At 59.4% G+C, this 23,783-nt stretch carries 22 protein-coding genes; 8 read left to right on the top strand and 14 right to left on the bottom strand.

Features of this window, described 5'->3' with window-relative positions; genetic code table 11:
* The first annotated feature begins 14 nt into the window (after positions 1-14).
* Both B9Q17_RS00865 and B9Q17_RS00860 read left to right on the top strand, forming a co-directional pair.
* Entirely contained in the window at positions 15-479 is a 465-nt protein-coding gene (locus B9Q17_RS00865; protein WP_094623727.1) for a PepSY domain-containing protein, read from the top strand.
* Positions 480-643: 164 nt separating this feature from the next.
* Positions 644-2,089 (top strand): WS/DGAT/MGAT family O-acyltransferase, encoded by a 1,446-nt coding sequence (locus B9Q17_RS00860; protein ID WP_058341660.1) that lies wholly within the window; start codon positions 644-646, stop codon positions 2,087-2,089.
* An 18-nt stretch (positions 2,090-2,107) separates the two neighbouring features.
* Here the strand turns inward: B9Q17_RS00860 and B9Q17_RS00855 are convergent, their stop codons facing one another.
* A complete protein-coding gene (locus tag B9Q17_RS00855; RefSeq protein ID WP_058341661.1) occupies positions 2,108-2,746 on the bottom strand; it encodes a TetR family transcriptional regulator in 639 nt (212 codons plus the stop codon).
* 198 nt (positions 2,747-2,944) lie between these two features.
* Here B9Q17_RS00855 and B9Q17_RS00850 point away from each other — a divergent pair, with 198 nt between their 5' ends.
* Together B9Q17_RS00850 and B9Q17_RS00845 are read left to right on the top strand one after the other, a co-directional pair.
* Complete coding sequence (locus B9Q17_RS00850; RefSeq protein ID WP_094623726.1) at positions 2,945-4,051, top strand: ferredoxin reductase; 1,107 nt, start codon at positions 2,945-2,947, stop codon at positions 4,049-4,051.
* 47 nt (positions 4,052-4,098) lie between these two features.
* The gene (locus B9Q17_RS00845) at positions 4,099-5,196 is read left to right on the top strand and encodes a fatty acid desaturase family protein (RefSeq protein ID WP_022987877.1); all 1,098 of its coding nucleotides are present in this window, start codon (positions 4,099-4,101) and stop codon (positions 5,194-5,196) included.
* Here B9Q17_RS00845 and B9Q17_RS00840 read toward each other — a convergent pair.
* Both B9Q17_RS00840 and B9Q17_RS00835 read right to left on the bottom strand, forming a co-directional pair.
* Positions 5,184-5,621 (bottom strand): RrF2 family transcriptional regulator, encoded by a 438-nt coding sequence (locus B9Q17_RS00840; protein WP_094623725.1) that lies wholly within the window; start codon positions 5,619-5,621, stop codon positions 5,184-5,186. The two genes, B9Q17_RS00845 and B9Q17_RS00840, sit on opposite strands and share 13 nt — an antisense overlap.
* 25 nt (positions 5,622-5,646) lie before the next feature.
* The gene (locus tag B9Q17_RS00835; RefSeq protein WP_094623724.1) at positions 5,647-6,039 is read right to left on the bottom strand and encodes a YbaN family protein; all 393 of its coding nucleotides are present in this window, start codon (positions 6,037-6,039) and stop codon (positions 5,647-5,649) included.
* A 196-nt stretch (positions 6,040-6,235) separates the two neighbouring features.
* On the opposite strand from B9Q17_RS00835, the gene moaA reads away from it, so the two are divergent.
* The gene (gene moaA / locus B9Q17_RS00830) at positions 6,236-7,228 is read left to right on the top strand and encodes a GTP 3',8-cyclase MoaA (protein WP_058341664.1); all 993 of its coding nucleotides are present in this window, start codon (positions 6,236-6,238) and stop codon (positions 7,226-7,228) included.
* Between the two features lie 184 nt (positions 7,229-7,412).
* Here the strand turns inward: moaA and B9Q17_RS00825 are convergent, their stop codons facing one another.
* The 8 genes from B9Q17_RS00825 to B9Q17_RS00790 all read right to left on the bottom strand — a co-directional run bounded on the left by B9Q17_RS00825 (position 7,413) and on the right by B9Q17_RS00790 (position 17,508).
* Positions 7,413-8,045 carry a nitrous oxide reductase accessory protein NosL gene (locus B9Q17_RS00825; RefSeq protein WP_094623723.1) on the bottom strand — a complete coding sequence of 211 codons (633 nt, stop codon included), beginning with the start codon at positions 8,043-8,045 and terminating at the stop codon, positions 7,413-7,415.
* A gap of 23 nt (positions 8,046-8,068) precedes the next feature.
* Positions 8,069-8,899 (bottom strand): ABC transporter permease, encoded by an 831-nt coding sequence (locus B9Q17_RS00820; RefSeq protein WP_094623722.1) that lies wholly within the window; start codon positions 8,897-8,899, stop codon positions 8,069-8,071.
* Positions 8,896-9,828: an ABC transporter ATP-binding protein gene (locus B9Q17_RS00815; protein ID WP_094623721.1), complete on the bottom strand. Its 933-nt coding sequence runs from the start codon at positions 9,826-9,828 to the stop codon at positions 8,896-8,898. Before B9Q17_RS00815 ends, B9Q17_RS00820 begins: the two co-directional genes overlap by 4 nt.
* Entirely contained in the window at positions 9,825-11,093 is a 1,269-nt protein-coding gene (locus tag B9Q17_RS00810) for a nitrous oxide reductase family maturation protein NosD (RefSeq protein WP_094623720.1), read from the bottom strand. Before B9Q17_RS00810 ends, B9Q17_RS00815 begins: the two co-directional genes overlap by 4 nt.
* Before the next feature lie 66 nt (positions 11,094-11,159).
* Positions 11,160-13,055, bottom strand: coding sequence for a TAT-dependent nitrous-oxide reductase (gene nosZ, locus B9Q17_RS00805; protein WP_094623719.1), 1,896 nt, complete (start codon positions 13,053-13,055; stop codon positions 11,160-11,162).
* Between the two features lie 82 nt (positions 13,056-13,137).
* Positions 13,138-15,303 carry a transcriptional regulator NosR gene (gene nosR, locus B9Q17_RS00800; protein WP_094623718.1) on the bottom strand — a complete coding sequence of 722 codons (2,166 nt, stop codon included), beginning with the start codon at positions 15,301-15,303 and terminating at the stop codon, positions 13,138-13,140.
* Between the two features lie 84 nt (positions 15,304-15,387).
* Positions 15,388-16,137, bottom strand: coding sequence for a Crp/Fnr family transcriptional regulator (locus tag B9Q17_RS00795; protein WP_094623717.1), 750 nt, complete (start codon positions 16,135-16,137; stop codon positions 15,388-15,390).
* Positions 16,138-16,254: 117 nt separating this feature from the next.
* Complete coding sequence (locus B9Q17_RS00790) at positions 16,255-17,508, bottom strand: MFS transporter (protein WP_094623716.1); 1,254 nt, start codon at positions 17,506-17,508, stop codon at positions 16,255-16,257.
* Positions 17,509-17,697: 189 nt separating this feature from the next.
* On the opposite strand from B9Q17_RS00790, the gene B9Q17_RS00785 reads away from it, so the two are divergent.
* The 3 genes from B9Q17_RS00785 (at position 17,698) to ubiT (ending at position 20,809) form a co-directional block, all read left to right on the top strand.
* The gene (locus B9Q17_RS00785) at positions 17,698-19,554 is read left to right on the top strand and encodes a histidine kinase (RefSeq protein ID WP_094623715.1); all 1,857 of its coding nucleotides are present in this window, start codon (positions 17,698-17,700) and stop codon (positions 19,552-19,554) included.
* Positions 19,555-19,583: 29 nt separating this feature from the next.
* Positions 19,584-20,243, top strand: coding sequence for a two-component system response regulator NarL (gene narL, locus B9Q17_RS00780; protein WP_058341673.1), 660 nt, complete (start codon positions 19,584-19,586; stop codon positions 20,241-20,243).
* A gap of 68 nt (positions 20,244-20,311) precedes the next feature.
* Entirely contained in the window at positions 20,312-20,809 is a 498-nt protein-coding gene (gene ubiT, locus B9Q17_RS00775; RefSeq protein ID WP_094623714.1) for a ubiquinone anaerobic biosynthesis accessory factor UbiT, read from the top strand.
* 6 nt (positions 20,810-20,815) lie between these two features.
* Here the strand turns inward: ubiT and B9Q17_RS00770 are convergent, their stop codons facing one another.
* The 3 genes from B9Q17_RS00770 to B9Q17_RS00760 form a co-directional block, all read right to left on the bottom strand.
* Positions 20,816-21,994, bottom strand: coding sequence for an L-lactate dehydrogenase (locus B9Q17_RS00770; protein ID WP_094623713.1), 1,179 nt, complete (start codon positions 21,992-21,994; stop codon positions 20,816-20,818).
* Between the two features lie 81 nt (positions 21,995-22,075).
* The gene (locus B9Q17_RS00765; RefSeq protein WP_094623712.1) at positions 22,076-22,279 is read right to left on the bottom strand and encodes a YgaP family membrane protein; all 204 of its coding nucleotides are present in this window, start codon (positions 22,277-22,279) and stop codon (positions 22,076-22,078) included.
* A 50-nt stretch (positions 22,280-22,329) separates the two neighbouring features.
* Positions 22,330-23,661 carry a ferredoxin reductase family protein gene (locus tag B9Q17_RS00760; protein ID WP_094623711.1) on the bottom strand — a complete coding sequence of 444 codons (1,332 nt, stop codon included), beginning with the start codon at positions 23,659-23,661 and terminating at the stop codon, positions 22,330-22,332.
* Positions 23,662-23,783 lie beyond the last annotated feature (122 nt).

Raw genomic sequence — 23,783 nt, 5'->3', positions numbered from 1 at the left:
ACAAGGAGCACACCATGAAAAAGACCCTTACCATCGTATTGATCAGCGGCCTTATCGCAGCCCCCGCAGCCTTTGCCAAGGGCAGCTTTGAAGACGCCGAACGCATGCTGCAGGTTGGCAGTGACTACGGCATCACCAACTTCCAGAGCATCGAGTTTGACGACGACCGGGCCGATGACATCGAGATCGAGGGCTGGATGGGCCAGGACTGGTTTGTGGAACTGGACCTGAACGGTAACGGTGACATCGAGCGGGAACAGCGCCGCAAGCCCAAAGGCGAGTCGTATGGCCTGACCGCGCAGGAAGTCCAGGTCTTTCTGGATGCCGCCCGCGGGCAGGGCATGGAAACCATCGAAGAGCTGAAAATCAAGCGTAACGGCGACATCGAGGTAGAAGGCAACGATGACAGCGGCCGGGAGCTGGAAGTGGACTTCCGTACCGGCAGCCTGGACCCCGTGAAGGTCGAGCGGGACAACTAAACCGAACCTTGAAAGCGCCTCTAGCCACCCTGCTCACCGGCCAGATAGCAGGGTGGCTGGACAATCGTCTTACCACCTCGGTTTTTGATCGTTTGCGGGCCGCTTAGCCAGTATACTTGCAGGCAACAACCATAAATTGAACGACTGGCGGAGAACACAACGGAATGAAACGGCTCGCAACACTGGACGCCTCCTGGCTGGCTGTGGAATCTGAAGACACCCCGATGCACGTGGGCACCCTGCAGATTTTTTCATTGCCGGAAGGCGCACCGGAAACCTTCCTGCGGGACATGGTTGCCCGCATGAAAGATGCCGGTGATGTAGCACCACCCTGGGGTTACAAGCTGGCCTGGTCGGGTTTTCTCGGACGACTGCTTGCCCCGGCCTGGAAGGTCGACAAGGATATCGACCTCGACTACCACGTACGCCACTCTGCCCTGCCCCGTCCGGGCGGCGAACGGGAACTGGGTATCCTGGTGTCGCGCCTGCATTCCAATCCGCTGGATTTCTCCCGCCCCCTGTGGGAATGCCACGTAATTGAAGGGCTGGAGAACAACCGCTTTGCCCTGTACACCAAGATGCACCATTCCATGATTGACGGCATCAGCGGCGTGCGGCTGATGCAACGGGTGCTGACCACCGATCCGGACCGGGTCAATATGCCGCCGCCCTGGACCGTGCGCCCTGAGCGGCGCCGTGGCAGCAAAACCGACCCGGAGGCGAGCGTGCCTGCAGCTGTTTCCCAGGCCATGGATGCCCTGAAACTGCAGGCCGACATGGCGCCACGCCTGTGGCAGGCCGGCAACCGCCTGGTGCATTCGGTTCGCCACCCGGAAGATGGCCTGACCGCACCGTTTACCGGCCCGGTCTCTATCCTGAACCACCGGGTTACCGGCCAGCGTCGCTTTGCCACCCAACATTACCAGCTGGACCGCCTGAAAGCCCTGGCCCAGGCGTCCGGCGGCTCCCTGAACGATATTGTGCTGTACCTGTGCGGCACCGCACTGCGCCGGTTCCTGCTGGAGCAGGACAGTGTGCCCGCCATCCCCCTGACCGCGGGCATTCCCGTCAATATCCGCCCGGCGGATGACGAAGGAACCGGTACCCAGATCAGCTTCATGATTGCCTCCCTGGCCACTAACGAGGCCGACCCGCTGAACCGCTTGCAGCAGATCAAGGCTTCTACCCGCCGGGCCAAGGAACACTTGCAAAAGCTGCCCAAGAGCGCATTGACCCAGTACACCATGCTGCTGATGTCACCCTATATTCTGCAGCTGATGTCGGGGCTGGGCGGCCGCATGCGGCCGGTGTTCAACGTAACCATCTCGAACGTGCCGGGGCCGGAAAAAACCCTGTACTACGAGGGTGCAAAGCTCGAAGCCATGTTCCCGGTCTCGTTGATTGCCCACGGCGGCGCCCTCAACATCACCTGCCTGAGCTATGCCGGCTCACTGAACTTCGGGTACACCGGTTGCCGGGACACCCTGCCGAGCATGCAGAAGCTGGCGGTGTACACCGGTGAGGCACTGGATGAACTGGAAAGCCTGGTGCTGCCGCCCAGGCCGAAGAAGCCGCGGTCAACGGCAAAGAAGAAAAAGCCTGAGGCCTGATTAAAACCTGAGGCCCGATTAAAGTGCGGTGCCGGATTCACTCTGCCAGTGTCCGGCACCCACGAAGATCATCTGCAGGAAGCGGGACGTGCGCTTGCGTACCTGGCCAACCTGGTAGTCATCATCCGCAGCGATACTGAGCAGGTCCGTCAGGCTGAAGGCAACGGTACGAACCACCAGGTCACAGGTCATATCCAGGTCGGCATCGCTCAGATGCTGCATCAGCCGAAGCCGGCGCAGATCGTTGGCAAGCTCACTGGCAAAGAACCGCATTTCACTGCGAATCCCTTCCTGAACCGCCCGGCTTTCACCCGCCAGCCCCTGGGCCATAAACATGAAGAAACTGCGATTGGCCTGGGCATGGGCTACGAATATACCCACGGACTCCTCGATCAGCTTGTCTGCCTGCAATACATTCCCCCTGGCCTCACGCATCATCCGGCGTAACACCAGCCCCAGCTCGTCCACCAGCTGCAGGCCCAGGTCGTCCATGCTCCGGAAGTGGCGATAAAATGATGTAGGCACCACCCCCGCCTGACGAGTCACCTCCCGGATACCCAGGCTGGCAAAATGCCGCCCCTTACCCACCAGCTCCAGGGCTGCACTCATCAGTTTTTCCCGGGTTTCTCCCGGCCTGCGCCGTTGTTTGTCTGCCATCTTTTACCCGTACCGCGTTTATCAGGTTCACAAGTGTACACATTAGACCGTAGAAAAACCCTTCCAGCTTGTCATTTCGAGCCAACACTCCGGGCAGGTAATTGTTGAAAGTCAAACTTGTGTGTACAGTCGTACACATTAGTGAACACTTGTACACATAGACCCGTACAAGGCACCCGACAAACACGGAGAACGAACATGCTGGCACGACTGACACAAACCAAGGCATTGCACTGGCTTGGCCGGCAATTACTGAACCGGGACGACCCCGCTGCCTGGCTGGACCCCCTCGCGGGCGCCATTAATCCGATGTGGGTACAGGAGTACACACCTGCCCGGGTAGAACGCATTATGGCCGAAACCGCCGACACCAAAACCTTCGTACTCAAGCCCGCCAGCCGGTGGACCGGCTTCGACGCCGGGCAGCATGTGAACATCTGTACCGAGATCGACGGTATTCGGCGCACCCGCACCTTCAGCCTGTCCAGCTCACCGGAGCTATGGCACAAACAGGGCCTGATTACCCTGACCATTAAACGCCTGCCGGGCGGCCTGGTGACCAACTGGCTGCACGACTCCCTGAGCGAAGGCGATATCCTCGGCCTGGCCGATGCCTTCGGGGAGTTCCTGGTTCCGCAGCCCGCCAAACCCGTGCTGTTTATCGCCGGCGGCAGCGGCATTACCCCGGTTCTCAGCCAGCTGGAAACCATGGCCGCCAGCCACTACCCGGCGCCGGTTACCCTGCTGTATTTCGTGCGTACCGGTAACGACATTATTGGCCGGGAAAAACTGGAGGCCATCGCCGCCCGTTATCCCGGGCTGAACCTGAACATCATTGCCACCCATGAAGGCAAGGAACCCCGCTTCCTCTGCGATGCAGACCTGGAAGCGATTGACGGGCTGAAGGAACGCGAAGCCTACCTGTGCGGCCCGAAAGGCCTGATGGACCTTGCGACGGAATTGCTGCAGCAGCGTGGCCTGGCAGAATCGCAGATGCACAGCACGTTTTTTGCGCCCCCTGCCCCGGCCGCCCTGGATAACGACCAGCTGGGTGGTGAGGTCAGCTTTACCCGCAGCAGCGTGAATGTGGGCTCCGAAGGCGATGCCAACCTGCTGGAAATTGCCGAAGCCGCAGGCCTCAAGCCCCGTTACGGCTGCCGCATGGGCATCTGCCACCAGTGCAGCTGCCGCAAGACCAGCGGCACCGTGGTTAACCGTTTGACCGGCAAGGTATCCGGCCCCGGCGAAGAAAGCGTCCAGCTTTGTGTTTCCGTGCCCCGCGGGCCGGTTCAGATAGACGTATAACCCAAAATTTTTGCGTTGCGGCCGGAGAGCCGCAAGGAGAAAGCACCATGAAAAAGCTTAGCGAAGAACAACTGAACGGCCTCCAGCAAGACCTGGATGCCATCCGCGATGAAGTGCTGGCCGACCTGGGCGAGCGGGATGCCACCTACATCCGCAAGATCATCCGCCTGCACCGCACCCTGGAAGTGGGTGGCCGGGTGATGATGCCTTTCGGTTTCATCCCGCCGGTCTTTGTAGCGGCCACTGCCAGCCTGGGTATCGCCAAGATCCTGGAAAACATGGAAATCGGCCATAACGTGATGCACGGCCAGTACGACTGGATGAACGACCCGGCCCTGAACTCCCAGACCTACGAATGGGACACCGTTTGCACCAGCGAATCCTGGCGCCAGACCCACAACTACGAGCACCACACCTACACCAACATCATCGGCAAGGACCGGGATTACGGCTATGCCGTGCTGCGCCTGAGCGATGATGTTAAATGGCACCCGGGGCACCTGCTGCAGTTCGTGAACTACATCCTGCTGACGGTACTGTTCCAGTGGGGTGTGGGCGTGCATGAGCTGGAGAGCGAGAAAATTCGCCGGGGTGAGTTACGCTGGCGCGACAAGTTACCCTTCCTGAAAGACTTCGCCCGCAAGGGTGGCCGCCAGGCCTTCAAGGATTACGTTTTCTTCCCGCTGCTGACCCTGCCGGTTGCGCCGGTTGTGCTGGCCGGTAACGTGGGCGCCAACCTGATCCGGAACATCTGGGCCTCCACGGTGATTTTCTGCGGGCACTTCACCCAGGATGCGGAAACCTTTACCGAGGAAGAGTGCGAGGGCGAGAGCAAGGGCCACTGGTACCTGCGTCAGCTAAGCGGCTCATCCAACTTTACCGGCGGCAAGTGGCTGCATGTGCTGAGCGGTCATCTGAGTTACCAGGTGGAACACCACGTATTCCCGGACCTGCCAGCCCACCGTTACCCGGAGATTTCCGCGAAGGTACAGGAAGTGTGCAAGAAGTATGACATTCCGTATAACACCGGCAGCTTTGCCAAACAGTACGGCACCGTGCTGAGCCGGATAGCCCGTTTCTCCCTGCCGGATGCGGTCAGAACCCGCCTGGAACAGCGGGGAAGTGGCCAGCTTCAGGCAATCTGAAGCAGGCGAACCAACTGTGGCCGGTGCTGATCGCGGATCACATCGGCCAGGGTGTATTTATCGAGCACATCCAGGAACGCATTCAAGGCTTCGCTGAACATGTGCTTGAGGCCGCACACCGGGGTAATCTTGCAGGCATTGTTGGAGGACAGACATTCCACAATACTCAGATCCTGCTCGGTTTCCCGCACCAGGATTCCCACATTGATTTCGTCCGGGGACCTGTGCAGGCGCATGCCGCCTTTCTTGCCGCGTACAGTCTCTATGTAGCCTTTCTTGTTCAGCTGGTGCACCACCTTCATCAGGTGGTTCTTGGAAATTTCGTAGCTGTCGGCGATTTCCTGGATAGTCGCCAGCCGGTCACCCTGTTCGGCCAGATAGATCAGAACCCGGAGTGAATAGTCTGTGTAACGGGTGATATGCATTTAATGCTCCAAGGGGCCGTGCGGTTCAGCAGGACGGCCGGCTTATCAAGTAAGCGGCGATTGCCGAAAGACACAGGCCGGAAATTGTCAGTACCAGCAGGGGCGAGCCGAGCGCCAGCAGCATAGTCCAGCTCAGAACCATCATTCCCAGGGCCAGCAGTTTCGCTTTCAGGGGGATGGCTCGCCGTTCCCGCCACTGTTCAATGGCAGGGCCAAACGCCGGGTGCTGCTCCAGCCACAGGGCAAACGCCGGCGACCCTTTGCTGGCAAAAAAGGCGGCCAGCAACACAAAGGGCGTGGTCGGAAGCAAAGGCAACACTACGCCAGCTAACCCGAGCAATGCCGAGATATACGCAAGAATCCGGAAACCGGTTTTGTTTGGCTGTGCGGCCATCATGCGGGCCTCGTGACCGTTCATACCTGTATCCATTCTACCGTGATTAAGGAATAGGGTCTTGCTTTCAGTTTAGCGCCTATAACCTGCATAAAAAATACCCATTAATGGTTGTACGGTGGTAGCGGTGTTTATCCTTACCCAGGTCTCGGAATCTGTCTCAGGCTTTGCCATACTGCATCTATACTCATAACCATGTGTTGCAACAGGAATCCCCCAGATGCCCGCAAACCAACTGACAGACCGCTTCGGCCGCACGGTGAACTATGTTCGCCTGTCGGTGACGGATCGCTGTGACTTCCGTTGTGTTTACTGTATGGCTGAAGAGATGGTGTTTCTGCCCCGCAGCCAGATTCTCTCGCTGGAAGAGATTGCCCGGGTGGCCCGTAACTTTGTGGATCTTGGCACCGAGAAGATCCGCCTGACCGGGGGTGAGCCCCTGGTTCGCAAGGGTGTCCTGGACCTGGTCAGGGAAATCGGCAGTTATGGCCTGCGGGACTTCGCGATGACCACCAACGGCAGCCAGTTACCGGAGATGGCGGATGAGCTGCGCCGGGGTGGGCTGCACCGCCTTAATATCAGCCTGGATTCACTGGATGCTGACAAGTTTCACCGTATAACCCGCACCGGCAAATTGAGCCAGGTGCTTGATGGCATTGAAGCCGCCCGGGAGGCGGGCTTTCGGGGTATCAAGCTGAATACGGTGGTGATGAAGGGCCGGAACGACGTGGAAGTGCCGGAACTGATCGAGTTCGCCCGGAAGAAGCAGCTGGATATCACGTTTATCGAGGAGATGCCGCTGGGGGAAATTTCCGAGCACGACCGTGGGCTGGCCCTGTGTACCAGTGCCGAGGTGCGGGACATTATCCGCCAGCGCCATGAGCTGATTCCCGCTACCGAGGATTCCGGCGGGCCTGCGCGCTATTACCGGATGCCGGACAGTCCGGTTCGGGTGGGTTTTATTTCTCCGCATTCCCATAATTTCTGCGACACCTGTAACCGGGTTCGGGTTACGGTGGAGGGGCGGCTTTTGCTGTGCCTGGGGAATGAGCATTCGATGGATTTGCGGGAGGTTCTGCGGGAGTTCCCCGGGGATGATGAGAAGCTTCGGCAGGCGATTATTTCGGCGATGGATTTGAAGCCGGAGCGGCATCACTTTTCTTCGGAGGGGGAGGTGCAGATTCTTCGGTTTATGAATATGACCGGCGGCTAGTTCGGAGTGGGAGCAGGTAAGAAACCTTCTCCCAAAAACCGCTCCTTGCGGCACTTCCCTGTGGCGCTTCTGCTCCGCCATCCATGGCTCCGCAAATTTTTGTGAGAAGGTTTCTTACCTGCTCTGCCGGCTTCCCTGCCAGATTCCAAAAGCATTTATCCGCGTAGTTAATCAGCGCCTTCGCTTAGTGCTCCATATTGTGACCGCTGTGGTCTTCTTCCATGTTGTCGTCGCCAGCCATTCCGGCTTCTTCAGCCATGTCCATATCGTGTCCATCATGCATACCTTCCATGCCACCCATGTCGTGCATGGTCATGCCGGCGTTGAGGTGGTCCATAGTGATATCTGCGAAGGCAAAGACTTCTCCGCCGTGCTCTGAGGCAAAGTCAGCCGCTTCGGTCTCGGTGGCGAAGGAGGCCAGGGTCGGGCCCATGGCGCCGGTGCGTTCGGAGCCGACGACGTAGAAGGCTCCACGGGCGTCGATCAGTTGGGTGTCGTCCGGGTGTTCCCAGTCGGTCTGGGCCATGTTGTGGACGTACAGGGTGTGATCGCGGTTTTCGTTTTCCGGCTGCAGGAACCAGGCGAACATGTCTTTGGTGGAGCAGAATTTGCGGGTGTGCTGTTCGCGCTCGGTGAAGGCCTGGCCTTTGGGGCCCGGGAAGTTGGTGATGACCATGCCGCATACGTGGCATTCGTCGCCGGATTCGAAATGGACAGGGTCGGGCTTGGCGACGACTTCCTGTTCACCGCCGGAGCAACCGGCGAGGATGACGGCAGCCAGGGCGGCGAGGAGCCATTTGCTGAAGTGGGTTGTCATGGGTCAGTGCTCTCCGGTAAGGGTCAGATTCTTCGGTTTTTGAACAGTAACAGGGCGCCGCCCAGGGGAACGGCACACCACACCAGCAGGCCGAGCCACAGGCCGCCGGCGCCGATGGGCAGGTCGGAGCCCAGGCTGAGGACACCGCTCAGCTGGCTGCTGTCGCCAAAGGCGACGATGTTGAGCAACCGGTAGATGTCGGTGGGGTTGAGCATCAGCAGCCAGGGCAGTAACTCGGGGTTGAGTTTGCCTTCGCTGGCCACCAGGACGCCCAGCAGCATCAGGTCAAAGATCAGGACAAAGAAGAACCAGATGGCCAGGGCCATGCCGGCGGCGACGGGCTTTTCGCTGACCCGCACGCTGACCAGGTACGCCAGGGCGATGAAGCCCCAGCCCAGCAGGATGGTAGAGCCGATGAAGCGCCCCATGGCCACGGCCAGGGCGCCGATGCCGACGTCTTCTACCAGGAGGGCAATGGCAATGCCCGCTACGCCAAAGCCGATCAGGGTGGCGAGGGCGAGGGTCAGGCCATGGCCCATGAATTTGCCCAGCAGCAGCTGGCTTTTGCTCAGCGGGTAGGTCATCAGCAGCAACAGGGTGCCGCCCTCTTCTTCACCGACGATGGCATCGTAGGCCAGCAGCAGGGCGATCAGGGGAATCAGGAAGATACCCAAGCTGGCCAGGCTGGCGATGGTGGCGGGGGTGGAGGCGTAGCCTACCTGCCCGGAAGCGGCCGCGCCGAACCAGGCAATACCCAGTGCCAGGGTGGCGAAGACCACAGAGATTGCTACCAGCCAGCGGTTGCGCAGGCTGTCGCTCAGTTCTTTTCGGGCGATGGTCCAGATTGCGTTCATTGGCTGCCTCCACGATGTGCCAGGCCGCCGGAGCCGATGAAGTGCACGTAGATGTCTTCAAGGCTGGGCTGGTGAATGCCCAGGTCGGCTACTTCGCCGGAGTTCATCAGGGTCTGGATCAGGGGCATTTTTTCCAGGGGTCTCACGTCTACCTGCAGTCGTCCGTTATCGGTTTTCATCATCAGGCCGGTGCTCTCCCCTGCCTGTTCGATCACTTTTTCGAGCGCCGCCAGGCTGTTGCTGGGCAACAGGCTCAGGGTAACCGGCATGTTGGCTTGCTGCCTCAGGGATGGCAGGTCGCCGGCGGCTTTCAGGGCGCCTTCGGTCAGAATGGCGGCGCGGTCGATGTAAGGTTCAACACCCGGCAGTACGTGGGAGCACAGTACGATGCCTGTGCCTTCGTCGCGCAGGTCACGCAACAACCGGTACAGGTCTGCGGTGGCCACCGGGTCGAGGCCGACGGTGGGTTCGTCCAGCATCAGCAGTTTGGGCTTGCCGAGCAGGGCCTGGGCCAGGCCCAGGCGCTGGCGCATGCCTTTGGAATAGGTTTTGGTGCGGGCGTCCATGGCGTCACCAAGGCCCACCTGTTTCAGCAGTTCCGGCACCTGGCGCAGAGGCGCACCTTTCAGGCGGGCGAAGTGGCTGAGAATTTCCCGGCCGGTCAGCTGCGGGTAGAACATCACGTTCTCCGGCAGGTAGCCGATATGCTGGGTCACGTTCGGGTCGCCAGCCTCGCCATCGAGGACTGACACATTGCCTTCGGTAGGCTTCATCAATCCCAGGATCAGTTTGATCGAGGTGGTCTTGCCAGCCCCGTTGTGGCCGAACAGGCCGAGGATTTCTCCCGGTTCCAGCCGCAGGTCAACACCGTGCAGCACCGTCGCCTTGTCGTAACGGTGGCTGACGTTCTCAAGTCGAAAACAGTTCATCGGATCTCCGATTCCAGGTACTCGGGAATTCGCATCAGCGGATGGGGGTCACTCACACCGGCAGATTTCACTACCGGGAAGGCATCCTGCACCCAGCGCAGGGTGTCGACCGCAGGGCTGAACATCAGCACCTTGGCTTCCGGGTATTTCCACAGCAGCCGGTCCACGTTGTCGTTGGGCTCATAGGGTACATCGCCCAGGCCGTCCTGGTTGCGGTCCCAGCCCAGGTAGTCACTCCAGAAATTGCCTTTGCCTTCTTTGGCCCAGGACTGGGTGCGGGTGGCCACATACTTGACCTGGCGCTCGTTGTTCACGAAGGCGTTGTTGAAAACTTCGTTGTCTTCCGAGCCGGCGGTCAGGTGAATGCCGATGTTGCTGTCGGCAAACAGGTTGCCTTCGAAGGTGTTATACAGGGAGTTATAGATAAACACGGCCTTGCCTTCGCCCCCGGTAATCATCACGTCACCGGTCTGCCCTTCAGACACGCCCTTCACCACGTTGCCCCGCAATGTGGAGTTGGTGATGAAGTTCATCAGGATTCCGTAGTTCTGGTCGTCTTCCGAGCGGTTGTTGATGACGGTCAGGCGCTTGCTCTGCATCAGGGCATAGCCGGTGCGGGTGCCTCGGGTAAGGTTGCCTTCCAGCAGGTTGTTCATGGAATACATGTAGTGGATGCCATACCGCAGATCCGTCATCACATTGTTGAGGATCTTGTTGTTATTGGCGGTTTCGATGTAGATGGCATCACGGGTCTGGCTGATGTCGTTGTCTTCAATCAGCGCCCCGGTGGTATTGAACAGGTGGATACCGTTGCCCCGGTCCTGGGACCGCAGGCTGATATCGCCTCGAATTCGGTTGTTGCGCACCGTCACATCCGGTGTCGCATCCAGCCAGATGCCGAAAGCCGGCCCCTGCAGCTGGTTGTTCTCGATGGTGGATCCCCTGGCTTCCCGGGCGACAAAAATGCCCGCGTCCAGTTCGTTCAGGTCCTTGCCCCAGTTGCGCACCGTGCAGCCGGATAAAGTGACGTTCTCGGCCAGGATATGCACAGCGTTGCCCTTGCCCCCGCCATCAATCACAGTGTCTGGCGCGCAGGACACAGTAACACCCGGCACCCTGACAGCCAGTGGCGAAAGTGTTTCGGGAGGAAGTTCGATGGCCGAACCCGGTTCCAGGTTATCAAGCTGCTGTTGCAGGTTCGCATGAGCGGCAAGCGATAAAAGAGCGACTGACAGGGCCACCCCATAACGCAGAATCTGGTACATCAAATGTTCTCGGAAAAAGGTGAAGGCAGGAGCCCCGAAACCGGGACTCCTTGCCAGGAGCAGTGATCAGGCCTTTTCGACCAGCATACGACCGCCCATTTCCATGTGCAGCGCATGGCAGAACCAGTTGCAGTAGTACCAGTACACACCGGGCTTGCCGGCCGTAAAGGTAACAGACGATGTCTGCTGCGGGCTGATTTCCATGCTTACACCGTGGTTAACCATACAGAAGCCGTGGGTTACGTCTTCGATGGTATCCAGGTTGGTTACGGTCACCGTCACTTCGTCACCTTCTTTCACCTTGAACTCGGTCATACCGAACTGCGGCGCTACAGAGGTCATGTAAACACGAACCTTGTTGCCGTCGCGGATAACCTTGTTGTCGGCTTCCAGGGTGATGCCGTCTTTCTTGGCACGCTCCACGGTCGGGGCGAAGAAGGCATCGTCACGTTCCCAGATCTTCTTGGTCTTGATCTGGTCACGACGCACCAGGATGCAGTCGTGCGGCTCGGCAAAGGTCGGGCCGTCGTGTACCAGCTTCATTTCCTCACCGGAAATGTCGATCAGCTGGTCGTTCTCCGGGTGCAGCGGGCCAACCGGCAGGAAGCGGTCCTTGGAGAACTTGGACAGTACCACCAGCCACTTGCCGTCGGCATCGCGGGACTCGGTCAGAGACGCGTGGTTGTGGCCCGGCTGGTAGTGAACATCCAGCTTCTGGCGGATGTAGTTCACCTCTTCGCCATTGTAGTGCTTGATGGCATCGGCAATGTTCCACTTACATACCTGGCTGTCGATAAACAGCGTGGTATAGGCGTTGCCACGACCGTCAAAGGTGGTGTGCAGGGGCCCGAGGCCGAGCTCGGGTTCTGCCACAATAGTATCCCGCAGCTCGATCTTGTCATCGAACAGGTCGTCCAGCTTGTCGATCTGGATGACCGAGGCGGTCGGAGACAACTTGCCGTTGGCGATGAAGTACTTGCCATCCGGAGAGGTGTTCAGACCGTGCGGGTTCTTCGGTACCGGGATGTAACGGGTAACGTCGGACTTGCCGCGGCCGTCTACAACCGGAACCTTGGAGTCGCCGATGGTCTTGAAGTTACCGGCCTTGATGGCGGCTTCAATACGCTCGACGTTGAACACAACGACCCAGTCGCGGTCGTTACGCATGGTGCCGGCCAGGTCGTTGGCTTTCTCGGAGTTGTAGCAGGTAGAGGCTGCGTACTTACCGGTGTAGTCGGCATCGGTGTTATCCAGGTTGCCGTCTACGATGACCTGCCAGGCTACTTCCATGGTGTCCGCGTCGATCGCGTTGAACATGGTGTAGCTGTTTTCCAGGCTGTATTCGCTGCCGTCGTTCGGCTGCGGAATGACAAACTCGGCGTTGCAGAAGACATACTTGGTGCGCGGCACTTTCTGCAGACGCAGACCGTGAATGGCCTGGACGTTCGGAATATGGGTAATCTTGTCCGTCTTCATGATGTCCAGACGGATACGGGCTACACGGGTGTTGGCCTTGTCGTTGATGAACAGGTACTTGCCATCATAACGGCCATCTTCCATGGAGATGTGCGGGTGGTGGCAGTCGCCGTTCAGGTACTGCTGGTCGCCGCCGAGAATTTCTTTACTCTCGTTGGTGATACCCCAGCCAGTAGCCGGGTCCACGTTGAATACCGGAATCCGCATCAGTTCGCGCATGGACGGCACGCCCAGAACACGTACTTCACCCTGGTGGCCACCACTCCAGAAACCGTAGTATTCGTCCAGTTCGCCGGGCTCGACGTGAATCTTGTTCTTGGCTTCCTTGGCGGCAGCGGCGAACGATTCACGGGTCATGATGGATGAACCAAGACCGGTTGCGCCGGCTACGCCTGCGATTGCGGCTGCACCCATGAAGCGACGACGGCTCAGACCACCTTCCGGTGCCTCCGGCGTATCCTTGGTCAGATCATCTCTTTTTTTCATAGCATCCAACTCCGTTATTGGTTATGGCGGTTATTGCTTCTCATGGCTTTCCGGGGCCTTATGTTTGGCTCCTCGGGACTACTCAGCTCACCTGTACCACCGGGATTTCTTCCGGGCGGCCGGGTGCGTTCTGACCACGGCGCTTGCCACGGCGCTTAACAATCAGTGGCGGGCACTTGTGGTCATCGAAATAGGTCATCTGGCAATCCAGGCAGTAGTGGCATTCCATGTAGTTGATGGTGCCATCCGGGTGGATCGCCTGTACTTCACACTCGTGGTCACACAGGCGGCAAGGGTTACCACACTCCTTGCGACGCTTGAGCCAGTCGAACACACGCAGCTTGGTGGGCAGCGCCAGCGCGGCACCCAGCGGGCACAGATAGCGGCAGTACACCTTACGGGTGAAGATATTCACCACCAGCAGCAGCAAGGCGTAGGTCACAAACGGCCAGCTACGGTCGAAATGCAGGGTGATAGCGGTTTTGAACGGCTCCACCTCGGCCATCTGCTCAGCGGTGGCCATGGACTCCAGGGACACACCGAACAGCACCAGCAGGATGATGTACTTGATCGCCCACAGCCGCTCGTGCCACACGAAAGGCACGGTGTACTGGGGCACTTTCAGTTTGCGGGCAATTTCGTTGATCAGCTCCTGCAGGGCGCCGAACGGGCACAGCCAGCCGCAGTACACCGCACGGCCCCAGAGCAGCACGATGCCGGCAACCACAGACCAGAGAATGAACAGCATCGGGTCGATCAGGAAGGTTTCCCAGGTAAAGCCGCTGATCAAACTGTTCACGAAGGTCAGCACGTTCACGATAGACAGCTGCCCCAACGCGTACCAACCGATGAAGAACAGGGTGTAAACCAGGAAGCCGTGACGGATCCAGCGCATCATCTTCGGCTTCTGTACCAGCCAGTCCTGGAAGAACAGGATGAACAGCAGCACCAGAATACCGGCACCCAGCACCATCAGCTGGAACTCTTTCTGGTACCACACCTGCACCCACAGAGGTTGTTCTTCCAGCCATTCCTCTTCGGTCAGAACCGGCTCGGCACGGGTGTAATACTGATCCGGCAGCTGGTACTCCAGCGGGAATACCGCGAATTCGCTGTCCAGCGGGCCGGTCTGGCGCTTGACCGTCAGCTCCAGGGACCAGGGAGTACCCGGGTCAAACTTGTACTGCTGCCGGGCAATAAAAATGGCCATCTCGGAAAAGTCAGGCATGCCCTCGGCATAGACATCGCTGAGGCGGTAAAAGTCGAGGTCCCGGAAGTTGAAGGTGTCACCAAACTGGCGAATCTGAACCCGGTCAAAGATACCGCCACGAACGTAGCCGGAACCTTTGAAGGAGTATTCGCCATTGGCCATCACCGCGATAGCGTGCTCACCCTCTTCCAGCTCGGACATCAGCCACTGGTACTGGCTCTCGCCCAGCAGGTTGCGGCCGATGGTGGGGGCATTCAGGTAGGTGACGTACAGGTCGATCAGCGCGTCGTCCCGCTCATCCGGAGCGGCAGCTTCCACACCTTCAGCGGGGCCGCCGATAAAGGCGTCGTCCACGGTACCGCGGGTCAGCAGCAGGCGGCGAACGGAGCCGTCACCGGTCAATTCGTCCCAGGTCTTGTCCTGGAACGATTCGGTGTCTACTTCCGCTACCGGCGGGCGCTTGCTGCCTGCATTCACTTCGATCAGGCCCAGTTCGCCACCTACGCGGTGGGCGGTGCGCATGATCACTTCGTTGATCACCATCACGGTCACCGTGGCACCGGACAGGCCATCTACCGCCACACGGCGCTCGGATGACTTGCCACCTACCGTTACCCGCTGGTCTGCTTTCAGCCCGGCGTACTGGTCGGTGAAGTCATGCATTTTTTGCTCGGGAATACCGATCAGCAGGATCGGCTCGTCGTGGTGGATAACCTTGGAGCCTTTGATCACCCCTTCGGTATCCAGCACCACCATGGCGTTCAGGGGCTTGCCGGAATAGGCCGGAGTCTGGACAAAATCGATCGTCTGGTAGGCATAGCCCACCAGCTCTTCCCCGGCATAAAGTTCCTGTACGGCCCGGTTACCCTCAACCGGGCTGAAATCAGTCACCTCGGGAATGGCTCTCTCGATCACCTGGCGCCCGGCCAGGGGGTCATAGTCAGAGAGGGGTTGGGCGGAAACGGTGCTGGCCAGAAACAACAGCAAGAAAGACAAAGCAATCCGGGTGACAGCAATCACAAAGAATTCCCCAAACATGTTTGAATGACTACAAGGGTGGACGAGATTCCTGATAAATCAAATACCTCTATGGGTATAGAGGCCCGAAGGCCTCAACCGGAATCAGAGACTGAGATCCATCAACCGCTGGGGGTCGGCGATGAACAGGCGGCTGCGATTAACCCGCACCAGCCCGCTGGACTTCAGGTCGGCCAGAATCCGTGAGAAGGTTTCCGGCTGCATGGCAAGGCGGGAGGCTACCAGGCACTTGGGCAACGGCAATTCCACTTCGCCGCCGTTGCGAGTTCCCTCCGGCAGCAGATCGATCAGATAGCGCACCAGGCGGTCACGGGCGCTCTGTACCGTCATGATTTCCAGGTCATGGAACCGGGTTACCGCACGCTGGGCATAGTGGCGCAGCGCAGCCTGTGCGTATTCCGGGTGCTGGGTGAGCAAATCCTGATAGGCCTTCACCGGGATCATCAGCACTTCGCTGGATTTCAGCGCTTCGGCATAGCAGGCGTACTTGGGCGGGTCTGCATAGATCATCACCTCGGCAAAGCAGTCACCGGGCGCAAGGCTGTCCAGGGTGCGATCGATGCCGGAGGAGTCCAGGCGGTACAGCCGCAGCCGGCCGGAGATGACAAAGAAAAAGTGGTGAGCCGGCATATCCTGGCGATACAGCAGCTGGTGATGGCCCAAGCGAAGCCGGCGGGACTGCTGGATCAGCCCGTCGAGATCTTCGTCTCGCAGAGTGCGGAACAAGGTATGGTTACGGAGCGCATCAAGGCCGTCCTGTTCGCTCAGGGTCTGGTTTACGGCTACCAGTACGGGCTTGGAGTATCGGTTGTCTGCAACTTGCATCATGGCCATCGTGTATCCCCTGCGCATTTTCATGCATACAAAATCATTGTTTAATACTAGAGGGTAGACACGCCGAATTCCCTCCCCCGATGGGGGTATCCGGGCAATTACCACCTGACATTTGATCTAACTCAAATATTGATAAACACGATGACGGGTGCCTACCGCAAACATCAGCAGGCAAAGCCCTAAAAGACCGAACAACAGCATGAAAACCGCCGTGCGGATGCCCAGCCACTGGTTGATGGCACCAAAGGCCACGGGCAGCAGGAAAGCCACGGAGCAAGCGCTCACCAGCAACAGGCCGGCAAACAGCGAGGCCTCGGCCCGGTTGGCCAGTATGACCTCCCGCTGCAAACTGCCCATAGCGCAGCCCAGGGCCACGCCAAGCAGGATGACCAGCCCCCGTTCCAGGATGACCGGCAACGCGAAGTTGACCACGATATCCCCTTCCACCCCGCGGATGTGCAGGGTCATGGGCGGGTAGGACAACACAAACAGGGCAACCAGGCTGGCAATCAGTGCCAGGGCGGTCACCGGGGTGCTGCCCAGCCGGTCAGACAGCGCACCGCCGGCAATCTGGGCCAGCGCGCCGGGAATAACAAACCACTGGGCCATGCGGGCACCTGCCCCCAGCTGCAAGCCGAACTGGGCAGAGAGAAAGTCCGGCAACCAGAGGGCAAGGGCAAAAAAACTGCCGGCCACCACGCCGAAATACAGGCACAGCGGGAGCGAGCGCCCGTTACGCAACAGCTCGGATACTGGCCGGCCCGTGGAACGAGCACCCTCCCCGGCGCCGTACTGGCGTGCGTCCGTGAGTAGTAGCACCAACGCAATCACCAGCAGCAGCACGGTCAGGTAGGCAAGGGGCACCCCCTGCCAGGAGTATGCTTCGTGGAACAGCGGAACCAGGTAATAGTTGAAGGCCGCACCGGTAACCCCGGCGCCAAAAATTCCGAGAACCATCCCCAGTCTTTGCCGACAATGGCTGGTCACATAATGCAGGCCGGCACTGTAAAAACCGCCCGCCAGCCCAAGGCCCGCGGCCACAATCAGATGTGCGGGGTAACTGTTGGCCACCAGCAGAAGCGCCATACACAATGCCAGGCCGGTAAGGCAAAACAGCATGACCGCCCGGGCACCGAAACGCCTCGCACACAGGCCCGCCGGAATGGCCAGCAGGGCGCTGACCGCCATCGGCGCCGCCAGCAGCACTCCGAACTGGACACTGGACAGCGCCAGCTGGGCCTTCACATGCACGCCCGCCACCGCAAACAGCGTCCAGCAGCCGGCAGCCACTACGAAGCCTGCCAGTGCCAACGGCAATACCACCGCCAGCGAGGCCAGTTCTTCGTCGTCCTGTTCCGGAAGCGCGTGCATTTATTCACCCTGCAAAAAAACCAATTCTCAGTCTCGGCTTTTACGTAGCGCAAGGTCAAAAGCTATGATGGGTTACCAACTATCGGGGTAATTGACTATCCTCAAAGAGGTATCCCGAGTAGCGGCTTTCAGCCATAATCCGCCCGAAGCTGCCTTTTATATGACCATTATCCGGAACACCTGCTACGAATGACTTCCAGAAGCCCGCTGGTAAACCGACTGGCCGTTGCGATCGGCGCTATTGTCCTGACGGCTATCGTCAGCATGGCCACTACCCTCGGCATTTCCAGCAGCATCGAGGGCAACGCGACCGCCATTAACCAGGCCGGCGCCCTGCGCATGGCAGCATTCCAGCTTGCAGCCCGCTCCGCCACTACAGACCTGACCAACGGCGATGCCAGTATCGAAGCCCAGACAGCCAGGTACCAGACCCGACTGGAAACCTCCGCCATTGTGCGCTCCATACCACGCAGCACCGACCACCCGCTGGCTCTGCAGTACCAGAAGGTCAAGCAGTTGTGGCTGACCCGGCTGAAGCCGGACATCGAGCAGCATGAGGCCGGCACACCGCTGACCCCCGCTATCGTGGCGTCCATCGAGCAGTACACCAGCGAAGTCGACCTGCTGGTTTCCATGCTGGAGCAACGCACGGAAGCCCGTATCGACCTGCTGCTGCTGATCCAGATCATCAGCATGATTTTTTCCATCCTGATTGTGATGGCACTGTTCCTGGACCTAAAAAACCGGGTACTCCGCCCGCTGCGCAAACTGATCCACATTGCCACTGCCGTGGGTGAGCAGGACTTTTCCCACAAGGCCAACCTGAAAGGCAACGACGAACTGGCCCGGTTGGGCCAGGCCTTTGACCAGATGACCAGCGAACTGGCTCTGACCTACTACGAGCTGGAAAACCGGGTACAACGGAAAACCGAAGAACTGGAAATCAGCCACTCCGCCCTGCAGGCCATGCACGTTGCCAGCCGCGGCCTGTTCGCCAACCACGACCTGTGCAGCGGTGCCATTCCAATCCTGCAGGAGCTGGAGCGGCTTCTGGGCATCGGCCCTATCCGCCTGTACCTGCATGAAAAAGGCTCACCAGAACCCATCGAGGCGGTAACCACCGCCACCAGCAAGCGCCCGTTCTACTGCCGGGACCACCACTGCAACGCGTGCCTGGTCACACCCGAGGTGTACGACGACCTGCCACTGGAAGGCAACGACGGCCGTCGCCTGTTGCTGCCCATCCGCACCCCGGGCCAGTTGCTGGGCACGCTGGAAGTCTGGTATCCCGCTGACAAGGGCTTGCCGGATATGTCACGCCGACTGCTGGAAACCATGACCGACCAGCTGGCCACGGCCATATTCCTGGAACGCCAGATTACCGAAGAGCAGCAACAAACCCTGGCCGAGGAGCGCACCGTCATCGCCCGGGAACTGCACGATTCCCTGGCCCAGTCCCTGTCCTACCTGAAAATGCAGGTAACACGGCTGCGCCGGCTCAATATCAGTGGTGACCAGGAAAAACTGCACAGCGAGATCCTGGACGAACTCAGCACCGGCCTGAACAGTGCCTACCGCCAGTTGCGGGAGCTACTGGCCACCTTCCGCCTGAAACTGGATACACCGGACCTGGCCAGTGCCCTGAGCAAAACCATCGATGAGTTCTCTGAACGGCTGGGCCGGCCGGTGGCACTGGAGTACAACCTGCCGCCCCAGACCCTGTCACCCAACGAAGAGATCCACACCCTGCAGATTATCCGGGAAGGCCTGGCCAATGCCGTCAAGCATGCCGATGCCACCGACATTGCTGTAGAGGTCGTATTTGAATCTCCCAGAGTCTGTGCCCGTATAAGGGATAACGGCAAAGGCCTGCCCGGCGGCGGACAACCCGTGAACCACTACGGCATGGTGATCATGCAGGACCGGGCCAGGACTCTGGGCGGAACCGTAGAAGTGAAAAACCGGGAGGAAGGCGGCGTGGAAGTTGAGTTAACATTCGTTCCCAAAAGCCGGAACCTGATTGCCGTGCAGTCATCAACCGCCTGAACCGACAAATGCCTTAAACGAGAAAGAATATGTCTGAAACACCCGCAAGTATCCTGCTGATAGACGATCATCCCTTGCTGCGCCAGGGCATCAAGCAATTGATCAGCATGGAACAGGATATGGAAGTTGTCGGCGAAGCCAGCAACGCCGCCGACGGCATCCGGATGGCGACCGAGATAGAGCCCGACCTGATCCTGATGGACCTGAACATGCCGGAGATGGACGGCATTGAAGCCCTGAAAAGGCTCAGGGCCCAGAACATCAGCTCCCGCATTATCATGTTCACCGTTTCAGACCAGGAAGACGACGTGGTTGCCGCCCTGCGCGCCGGCGCTGATGGCTATCTGCTCAAGGACATGGAACCGGACGACATGATCGCCCAGCTGCACCAGGCAGCCGTTGGCAAAATGGTGATCAGCGACCGGCTGACCACCCTGCTGGCCGAAGCCCTGCGCTCCAACAAGCCGCAACAGGCCTCGCGCCCGGATTTCGACAGCCTGACCCCACGCGAAAAGGACATCCTGAAACTGATCGCCGAAGGCCTGTCCAACAAGATGATCGGCCGCAAACTCGACATCAGCGACGGCACAGTGAAAGTCCACGTAAAACACCTGCTCAAGAAACTGAGCCTGCGCTCCCGGGTAGAGGTTGCCGTGTGGGCTGTGGAAGAAGGCCTGCACAAGGGCTGAGTTATATCAAATCACCCCCGGGTTTTTTGCTTTACTCTGGGCGGGTTTCTGACCGCCCGGAGTAAACCATGGCCTTTTCGCTACCCCCCATTGCTGCCCTGCACAGCCCCTTGATGGATCAATCCCTGGCAGTGCTGAAAGAGTTCCTGCCCTCGCCGGCACCGGCTCTGGGCACCATTGAACGGTCAATCCCCATGCCTTTCAAACAGCTGGTCGCGGAAGCTCCGCTTAACCGGCTGTTTGCCGAGGCCATGGCCGAGGGGGAATTTGATGACTTCGAGGGCCGGCGAATCCGGCTGGAAGTAAACGGCGGCCACCCCGGGATAACCTTCGGTTTCTGGGCCGGGCGTTTGCGCATTGTCGACGGCCCGGGCGAAGCCACCATCCGTGGCTCCCTGGCCGCTTTCAAAACCCTGGCCGAACGTAAACAGGATCCGGACCAGCTGTTTTTCCAGCGCCGCCTGGTGATTGAAGGCGACACCGAACTGGGGCTGGCCCTGAAAAACCTGCTGGACAGCCTGGAATGGGATTTCAGCCCACGGAAACTGCTCTTCACCAAGTCCTGAACAAGCTCAGGCGTGGCTAAGCGCCTGCAGCTCGTCCAGCGACAAAAGGTCTGACCGGGACAACTGATCAAGCGCCGTTTTGCCCATCAACGAAAGTGTCAGCTCGGTTTCATACCGGATATTGGTCAGCAGGTTTTCAACAGCCGCCTGACCACCGGCGGCCAGGGCATAGCCCCAGGGGCGCCCTATCAGGCATCCATTCGCACCGAGGCACAGAGCCCGAACCAGGTCCTGCCCGGTCTGGACACCACCATCCACCAGCACCTGGCATTCCCCGGCCACTGCATCCACCATGGCGGGCAAGGCGCTCAGTGAAGCCGGCGCGCCGTCCAGCTGACGACCACCATGATTTGATACCACAATGGCGTCGGCCCCGACCGCCACCGCCGAGCGGGCGTCCTCCGGCTCCATCACGCCCTTGATCACCAGCTTGCCCGGCCAGTTTTCCCGCACCCAATCCAGGTCTTTCCAGGTAACCGATGGATCAAACTGACTTTCGACCCAGGCCTTGAAGTCCTCAGGCTTCCGCCCAGAGGGCACCACACTGGCCAGGTTTCCGAAGGTCAGCGGCTTGCCGCCAAGAGCAACACGGGATAGCCAGCGCGGATGGCCCAGCAGGTCCGCTGCCTTGCGCAGCTTGCCAACGGCAGACAGGCCTCCGTTCATACCGTTATGGACATCCCGGTATCTCAGCCCCAAGCGGGCCAGGTCGACGGTAAACACCAGCACCCGATAACCGGCCTGCCAGGCCCGGCGCAGCAGGTCTGCGGAGAAGTTTCGGTCCTTCAGGACATAAAGCTGGAACCAGCGGTCTGTCTCCGGCGCAGCCTCGGCCACTTCCTCAACAGAACAGATAGAGACCGTGCTCAGGCAGAAAGGTATTCCTGACTGGCCCGCAGCCCGGGCTGCCTGGGTCTCGCCCCGGGTTGCCAGCATACCGGCCAGGCCCATGGGCGCCAGGCCCAGCGGCAATGACACCGGCTGGCCCAGTAATGTGGAGGAGGTATCCACTGCCGAGACATCCTGCATGACCCGCTGCCGGAAATGCCATTGGCCAAAGGCCTCACGGTTTGCGCGCTGGGTGGATTCAGAAAAGGCGCCGCCATCCAGGTAATCGAACAGCATGCGGGGTAAACGGCGCCTTGCAAGCAGCCGGTAATCATCAACGGAGGCCGGAGCCAGCATGGAAAACTCCTGTTTTTATTGTGTTTGCTACGGAATTCTCTATAACCGCGTTCGCGAGCGCAAGCCTGCCGAAACAACCAGTCAGTTAATCGGTTTTTCCTCCTTCAACCCCATTTTCTTGAGGATCATCATAGCCGGGCACCACTTGGTGAACGAGGACTGAATCAGGTTCAAGGCAATAAAGCCGGTGAACAGCAGCCAGTAGGGGCTTACGTAGTGGGCAAGCAGGATGGAAATCAGGGTGAACACGCCTGCCATCAGGCGGAGTCCTTCGTTGATTGTCATGGCAAACCTCCTGAAGAAACTGGAATTACAGTTATACACCCGGGTGCCGGTCAGCGCATATCAAAAAACTCCCGGTGCATCCGCCGGGCCGGCATACCCCATTTCCGGAACTGGTTGAACAGCGTATTGGCCAGCCCCACCGGGCCGCAGTACCACAGGCTGGCATTCTGCCAGTCGGGTACCGCATCCCGGATTTCCTCCGGCGTCAGCCGGCCTTCGGTGCGGCTGCATCGAATGACCAGGTTAACGCCCGCGGCTTCCGCATCTGCCCGCAACTTTGCGAGGGCCTCCCCGCTGACATCCGCAGTAGGATGGAACAGATAGACAGTGCGGCTGTCAGGACGGCCCGCCAGGCGACCCATCCGGGCAATAAAGGGAGTAATACCGATGCCCGCCCCTACCCAGATCTGGGTGCGGCAATCATCTTCAAAATCAAAGCCGCCATAGGGCCCCTCCAACGTAACAGGCATACCCTCGCCGATCCGGCGGCTGGCCCGGCGGGTGTGGTCCCCCAGTTCCTTGACCACAAACTTCAGGCACCGGGTTTCCGGGTTCCAGTCTGATGCAATGGTGTAAGGGTGCGGGCCTTCCGCAGCATCCGACGTGATAAAGGCAAACTGCCCGGGGTTATGGCCAGACCACCCCTGCGTTACCTTCACCAGAAATTCGAACACTTTCAGGTCCGGATAGCGGGTGACCGAAACCACCTCCCCCGGTACCTTCCGAACCTTGCCCGGCCAGCCCACCAGCAGCAAAACGGCTGCAACACTGCCAGCCACAACAGCGGCCTGAGTCAGCCAGCCAATGGGTGCTGCCCAGTAATCAAACTCCATCAGGATAAAGCTGTGCCAGGCCAGGGGCAGGAACACCACCGCCAGCAATTTGTGGGTTTTACGGAACAGGTGATAGGGAAAAGCCTTCACCAGCGCCAGCACAATCAGCACGGCAGCCGCATAGAAGGCCCATTCACCCAAAGTTTCTGCCAGCCCCCGCTGGCCGCGGAACCAGGCTTCAAGGCCGGTGAGTTGCTGCCCGGCCCCCTTGCCGGCCGGCTTTTCCAGCCAGCCCCAGCCCACCATCCACTTGGTGCCCTGCGCCCACCACCAATGCAGCGTGGCCAGCACCAGCGAACCAATGCCCAGCCATTTGTGCAGGCGGTACACCTTGTCCAGGCCACCAACCCAACGTTCCAGAACCCGCAGCCGCAACGCCAGCACCAGGGCCCCCGCCATCATGACCACCGCCAGGATGCCGGAATACTGCACAAACACCGACCGGAACGGGAAATAAGCAAACGGGCTCACCCAAAGGCTATCGGCTGCGAACCAGACAGCACTGACGACTGCAACCAGCCCCCAGAAAAACAACGGAATACGCGACATGGCAATTTCCTCTGCGTCGCCATCAACTAATAGCAAACTACGCTTACCACCGCTCGTAATGCTTGAGGTAAATCAAACCGGGTGATCTTTACACCACTTTTACCTACACCCTACTGCAGCTC

Source organism: Marinobacter vinifirmus, from assembly GCF_002258215.1.
Taxonomy (GTDB): domain Bacteria; phylum Pseudomonadota; class Gammaproteobacteria; order Pseudomonadales; family Oleiphilaceae; genus Marinobacter; species Marinobacter vinifirmus.
Note: the sequence above shows the minus strand (reverse complement) of the source record. Positions and strands in the feature narration are given on the sequence as shown.

Bases quoted from the DNA above. Each gene is read 5' to 3' on its own strand.
- B9Q17_RS00770 (WP_094623713.1), bottom strand. From the start codon at position 21,994: ATGCTGGCTCCGGCCTCCGTTGATGATTACCGGCTGCTTGCAAGGCGC.
- B9Q17_RS00785 (WP_094623715.1), top strand. From the start codon at position 17,698: ATGACTTCCAGAAGCCCGCTGGTAAACCGACTGGCCGTTGCGATCGGC.
- B9Q17_RS00825 (WP_094623723.1), bottom strand. From the start codon at position 8,045: ATGACAACCCACTTCAGCAAATGGCTCCTCGCCGCCCTGGCTGCCGTC.
- B9Q17_RS00820 (WP_094623722.1), bottom strand. From the start codon at position 8,899: ATGAACGCAATCTGGACCATCGCCCGAAAAGAACTGAGCGACAGCCTG.
- B9Q17_RS00855 (WP_058341661.1), bottom strand. From the start codon at position 2,746: ATGGCAGACAAACAACGGCGCAGGCCGGGAGAAACCCGGGAAAAACTG.
- moaA (WP_058341664.1), top strand. From the start codon at position 6,236: ATGCCCGCAAACCAACTGACAGACCGCTTCGGCCGCACGGTGAACTAT.
- B9Q17_RS00815 (WP_094623721.1), bottom strand. From the start codon at position 9,828: ATGAACTGTTTTCGACTTGAGAACGTCAGCCACCGTTACGACAAGGCG.
- B9Q17_RS00835 (WP_094623724.1), bottom strand. From the start codon at position 6,039: ATGAACGGTCACGAGGCCCGCATGATGGCCGCACAGCCAAACAAAACC.
- ubiT (WP_094623714.1), top strand. From the start codon at position 20,312: ATGGCCTTTTCGCTACCCCCCATTGCTGCCCTGCACAGCCCCTTGATG.
- B9Q17_RS00860 (WP_058341660.1), top strand. From the start codon at position 644: ATGAAACGGCTCGCAACACTGGACGCCTCCTGGCTGGCTGTGGAATCT.
- B9Q17_RS00865 (WP_094623727.1), top strand. From the start codon at position 15: ATGAAAAAGACCCTTACCATCGTATTGATCAGCGGCCTTATCGCAGCC.
- B9Q17_RS00760 (WP_094623711.1), bottom strand. From the start codon at position 23,661: ATGTCGCGTATTCCGTTGTTTTTCTGGGGGCTGGTTGCAGTCGTCAGT.
- B9Q17_RS00765 (WP_094623712.1), bottom strand. From the start codon at position 22,279: ATGACAATCAACGAAGGACTCCGCCTGATGGCAGGCGTGTTCACCCTG.
- B9Q17_RS00810 (WP_094623720.1), bottom strand. From the start codon at position 11,093: ATGTACCAGATTCTGCGTTATGGGGTGGCCCTGTCAGTCGCTCTTTTA.
- B9Q17_RS00795 (WP_094623717.1), bottom strand. From the start codon at position 16,137: ATGGCCATGATGCAAGTTGCAGACAACCGATACTCCAAGCCCGTACTG.
- narL (WP_058341673.1), top strand. From the start codon at position 19,584: ATGTCTGAAACACCCGCAAGTATCCTGCTGATAGACGATCATCCCTTG.
- B9Q17_RS00840 (WP_094623725.1), bottom strand. From the start codon at position 5,621: ATGCATATCACCCGTTACACAGACTATTCACTCCGGGTTCTGATCTAT.
- B9Q17_RS00790 (WP_094623716.1), bottom strand. From the start codon at position 17,508: ATGCACGCGCTTCCGGAACAGGACGACGAAGAACTGGCCTCGCTGGCG.
- nosZ (WP_094623719.1), bottom strand. From the start codon at position 13,055: ATGAAAAAAAGAGATGATCTGACCAAGGATACGCCGGAGGCACCGGAA.
- B9Q17_RS00850 (WP_094623726.1), top strand. From the start codon at position 2,945: ATGCTGGCACGACTGACACAAACCAAGGCATTGCACTGGCTTGGCCGG.
- B9Q17_RS00845 (WP_022987877.1), top strand. From the start codon at position 4,099: ATGAAAAAGCTTAGCGAAGAACAACTGAACGGCCTCCAGCAAGACCTG.
- nosR (WP_094623718.1), bottom strand. From the start codon at position 15,303: ATGTTTGGGGAATTCTTTGTGATTGCTGTCACCCGGATTGCTTTGTCT.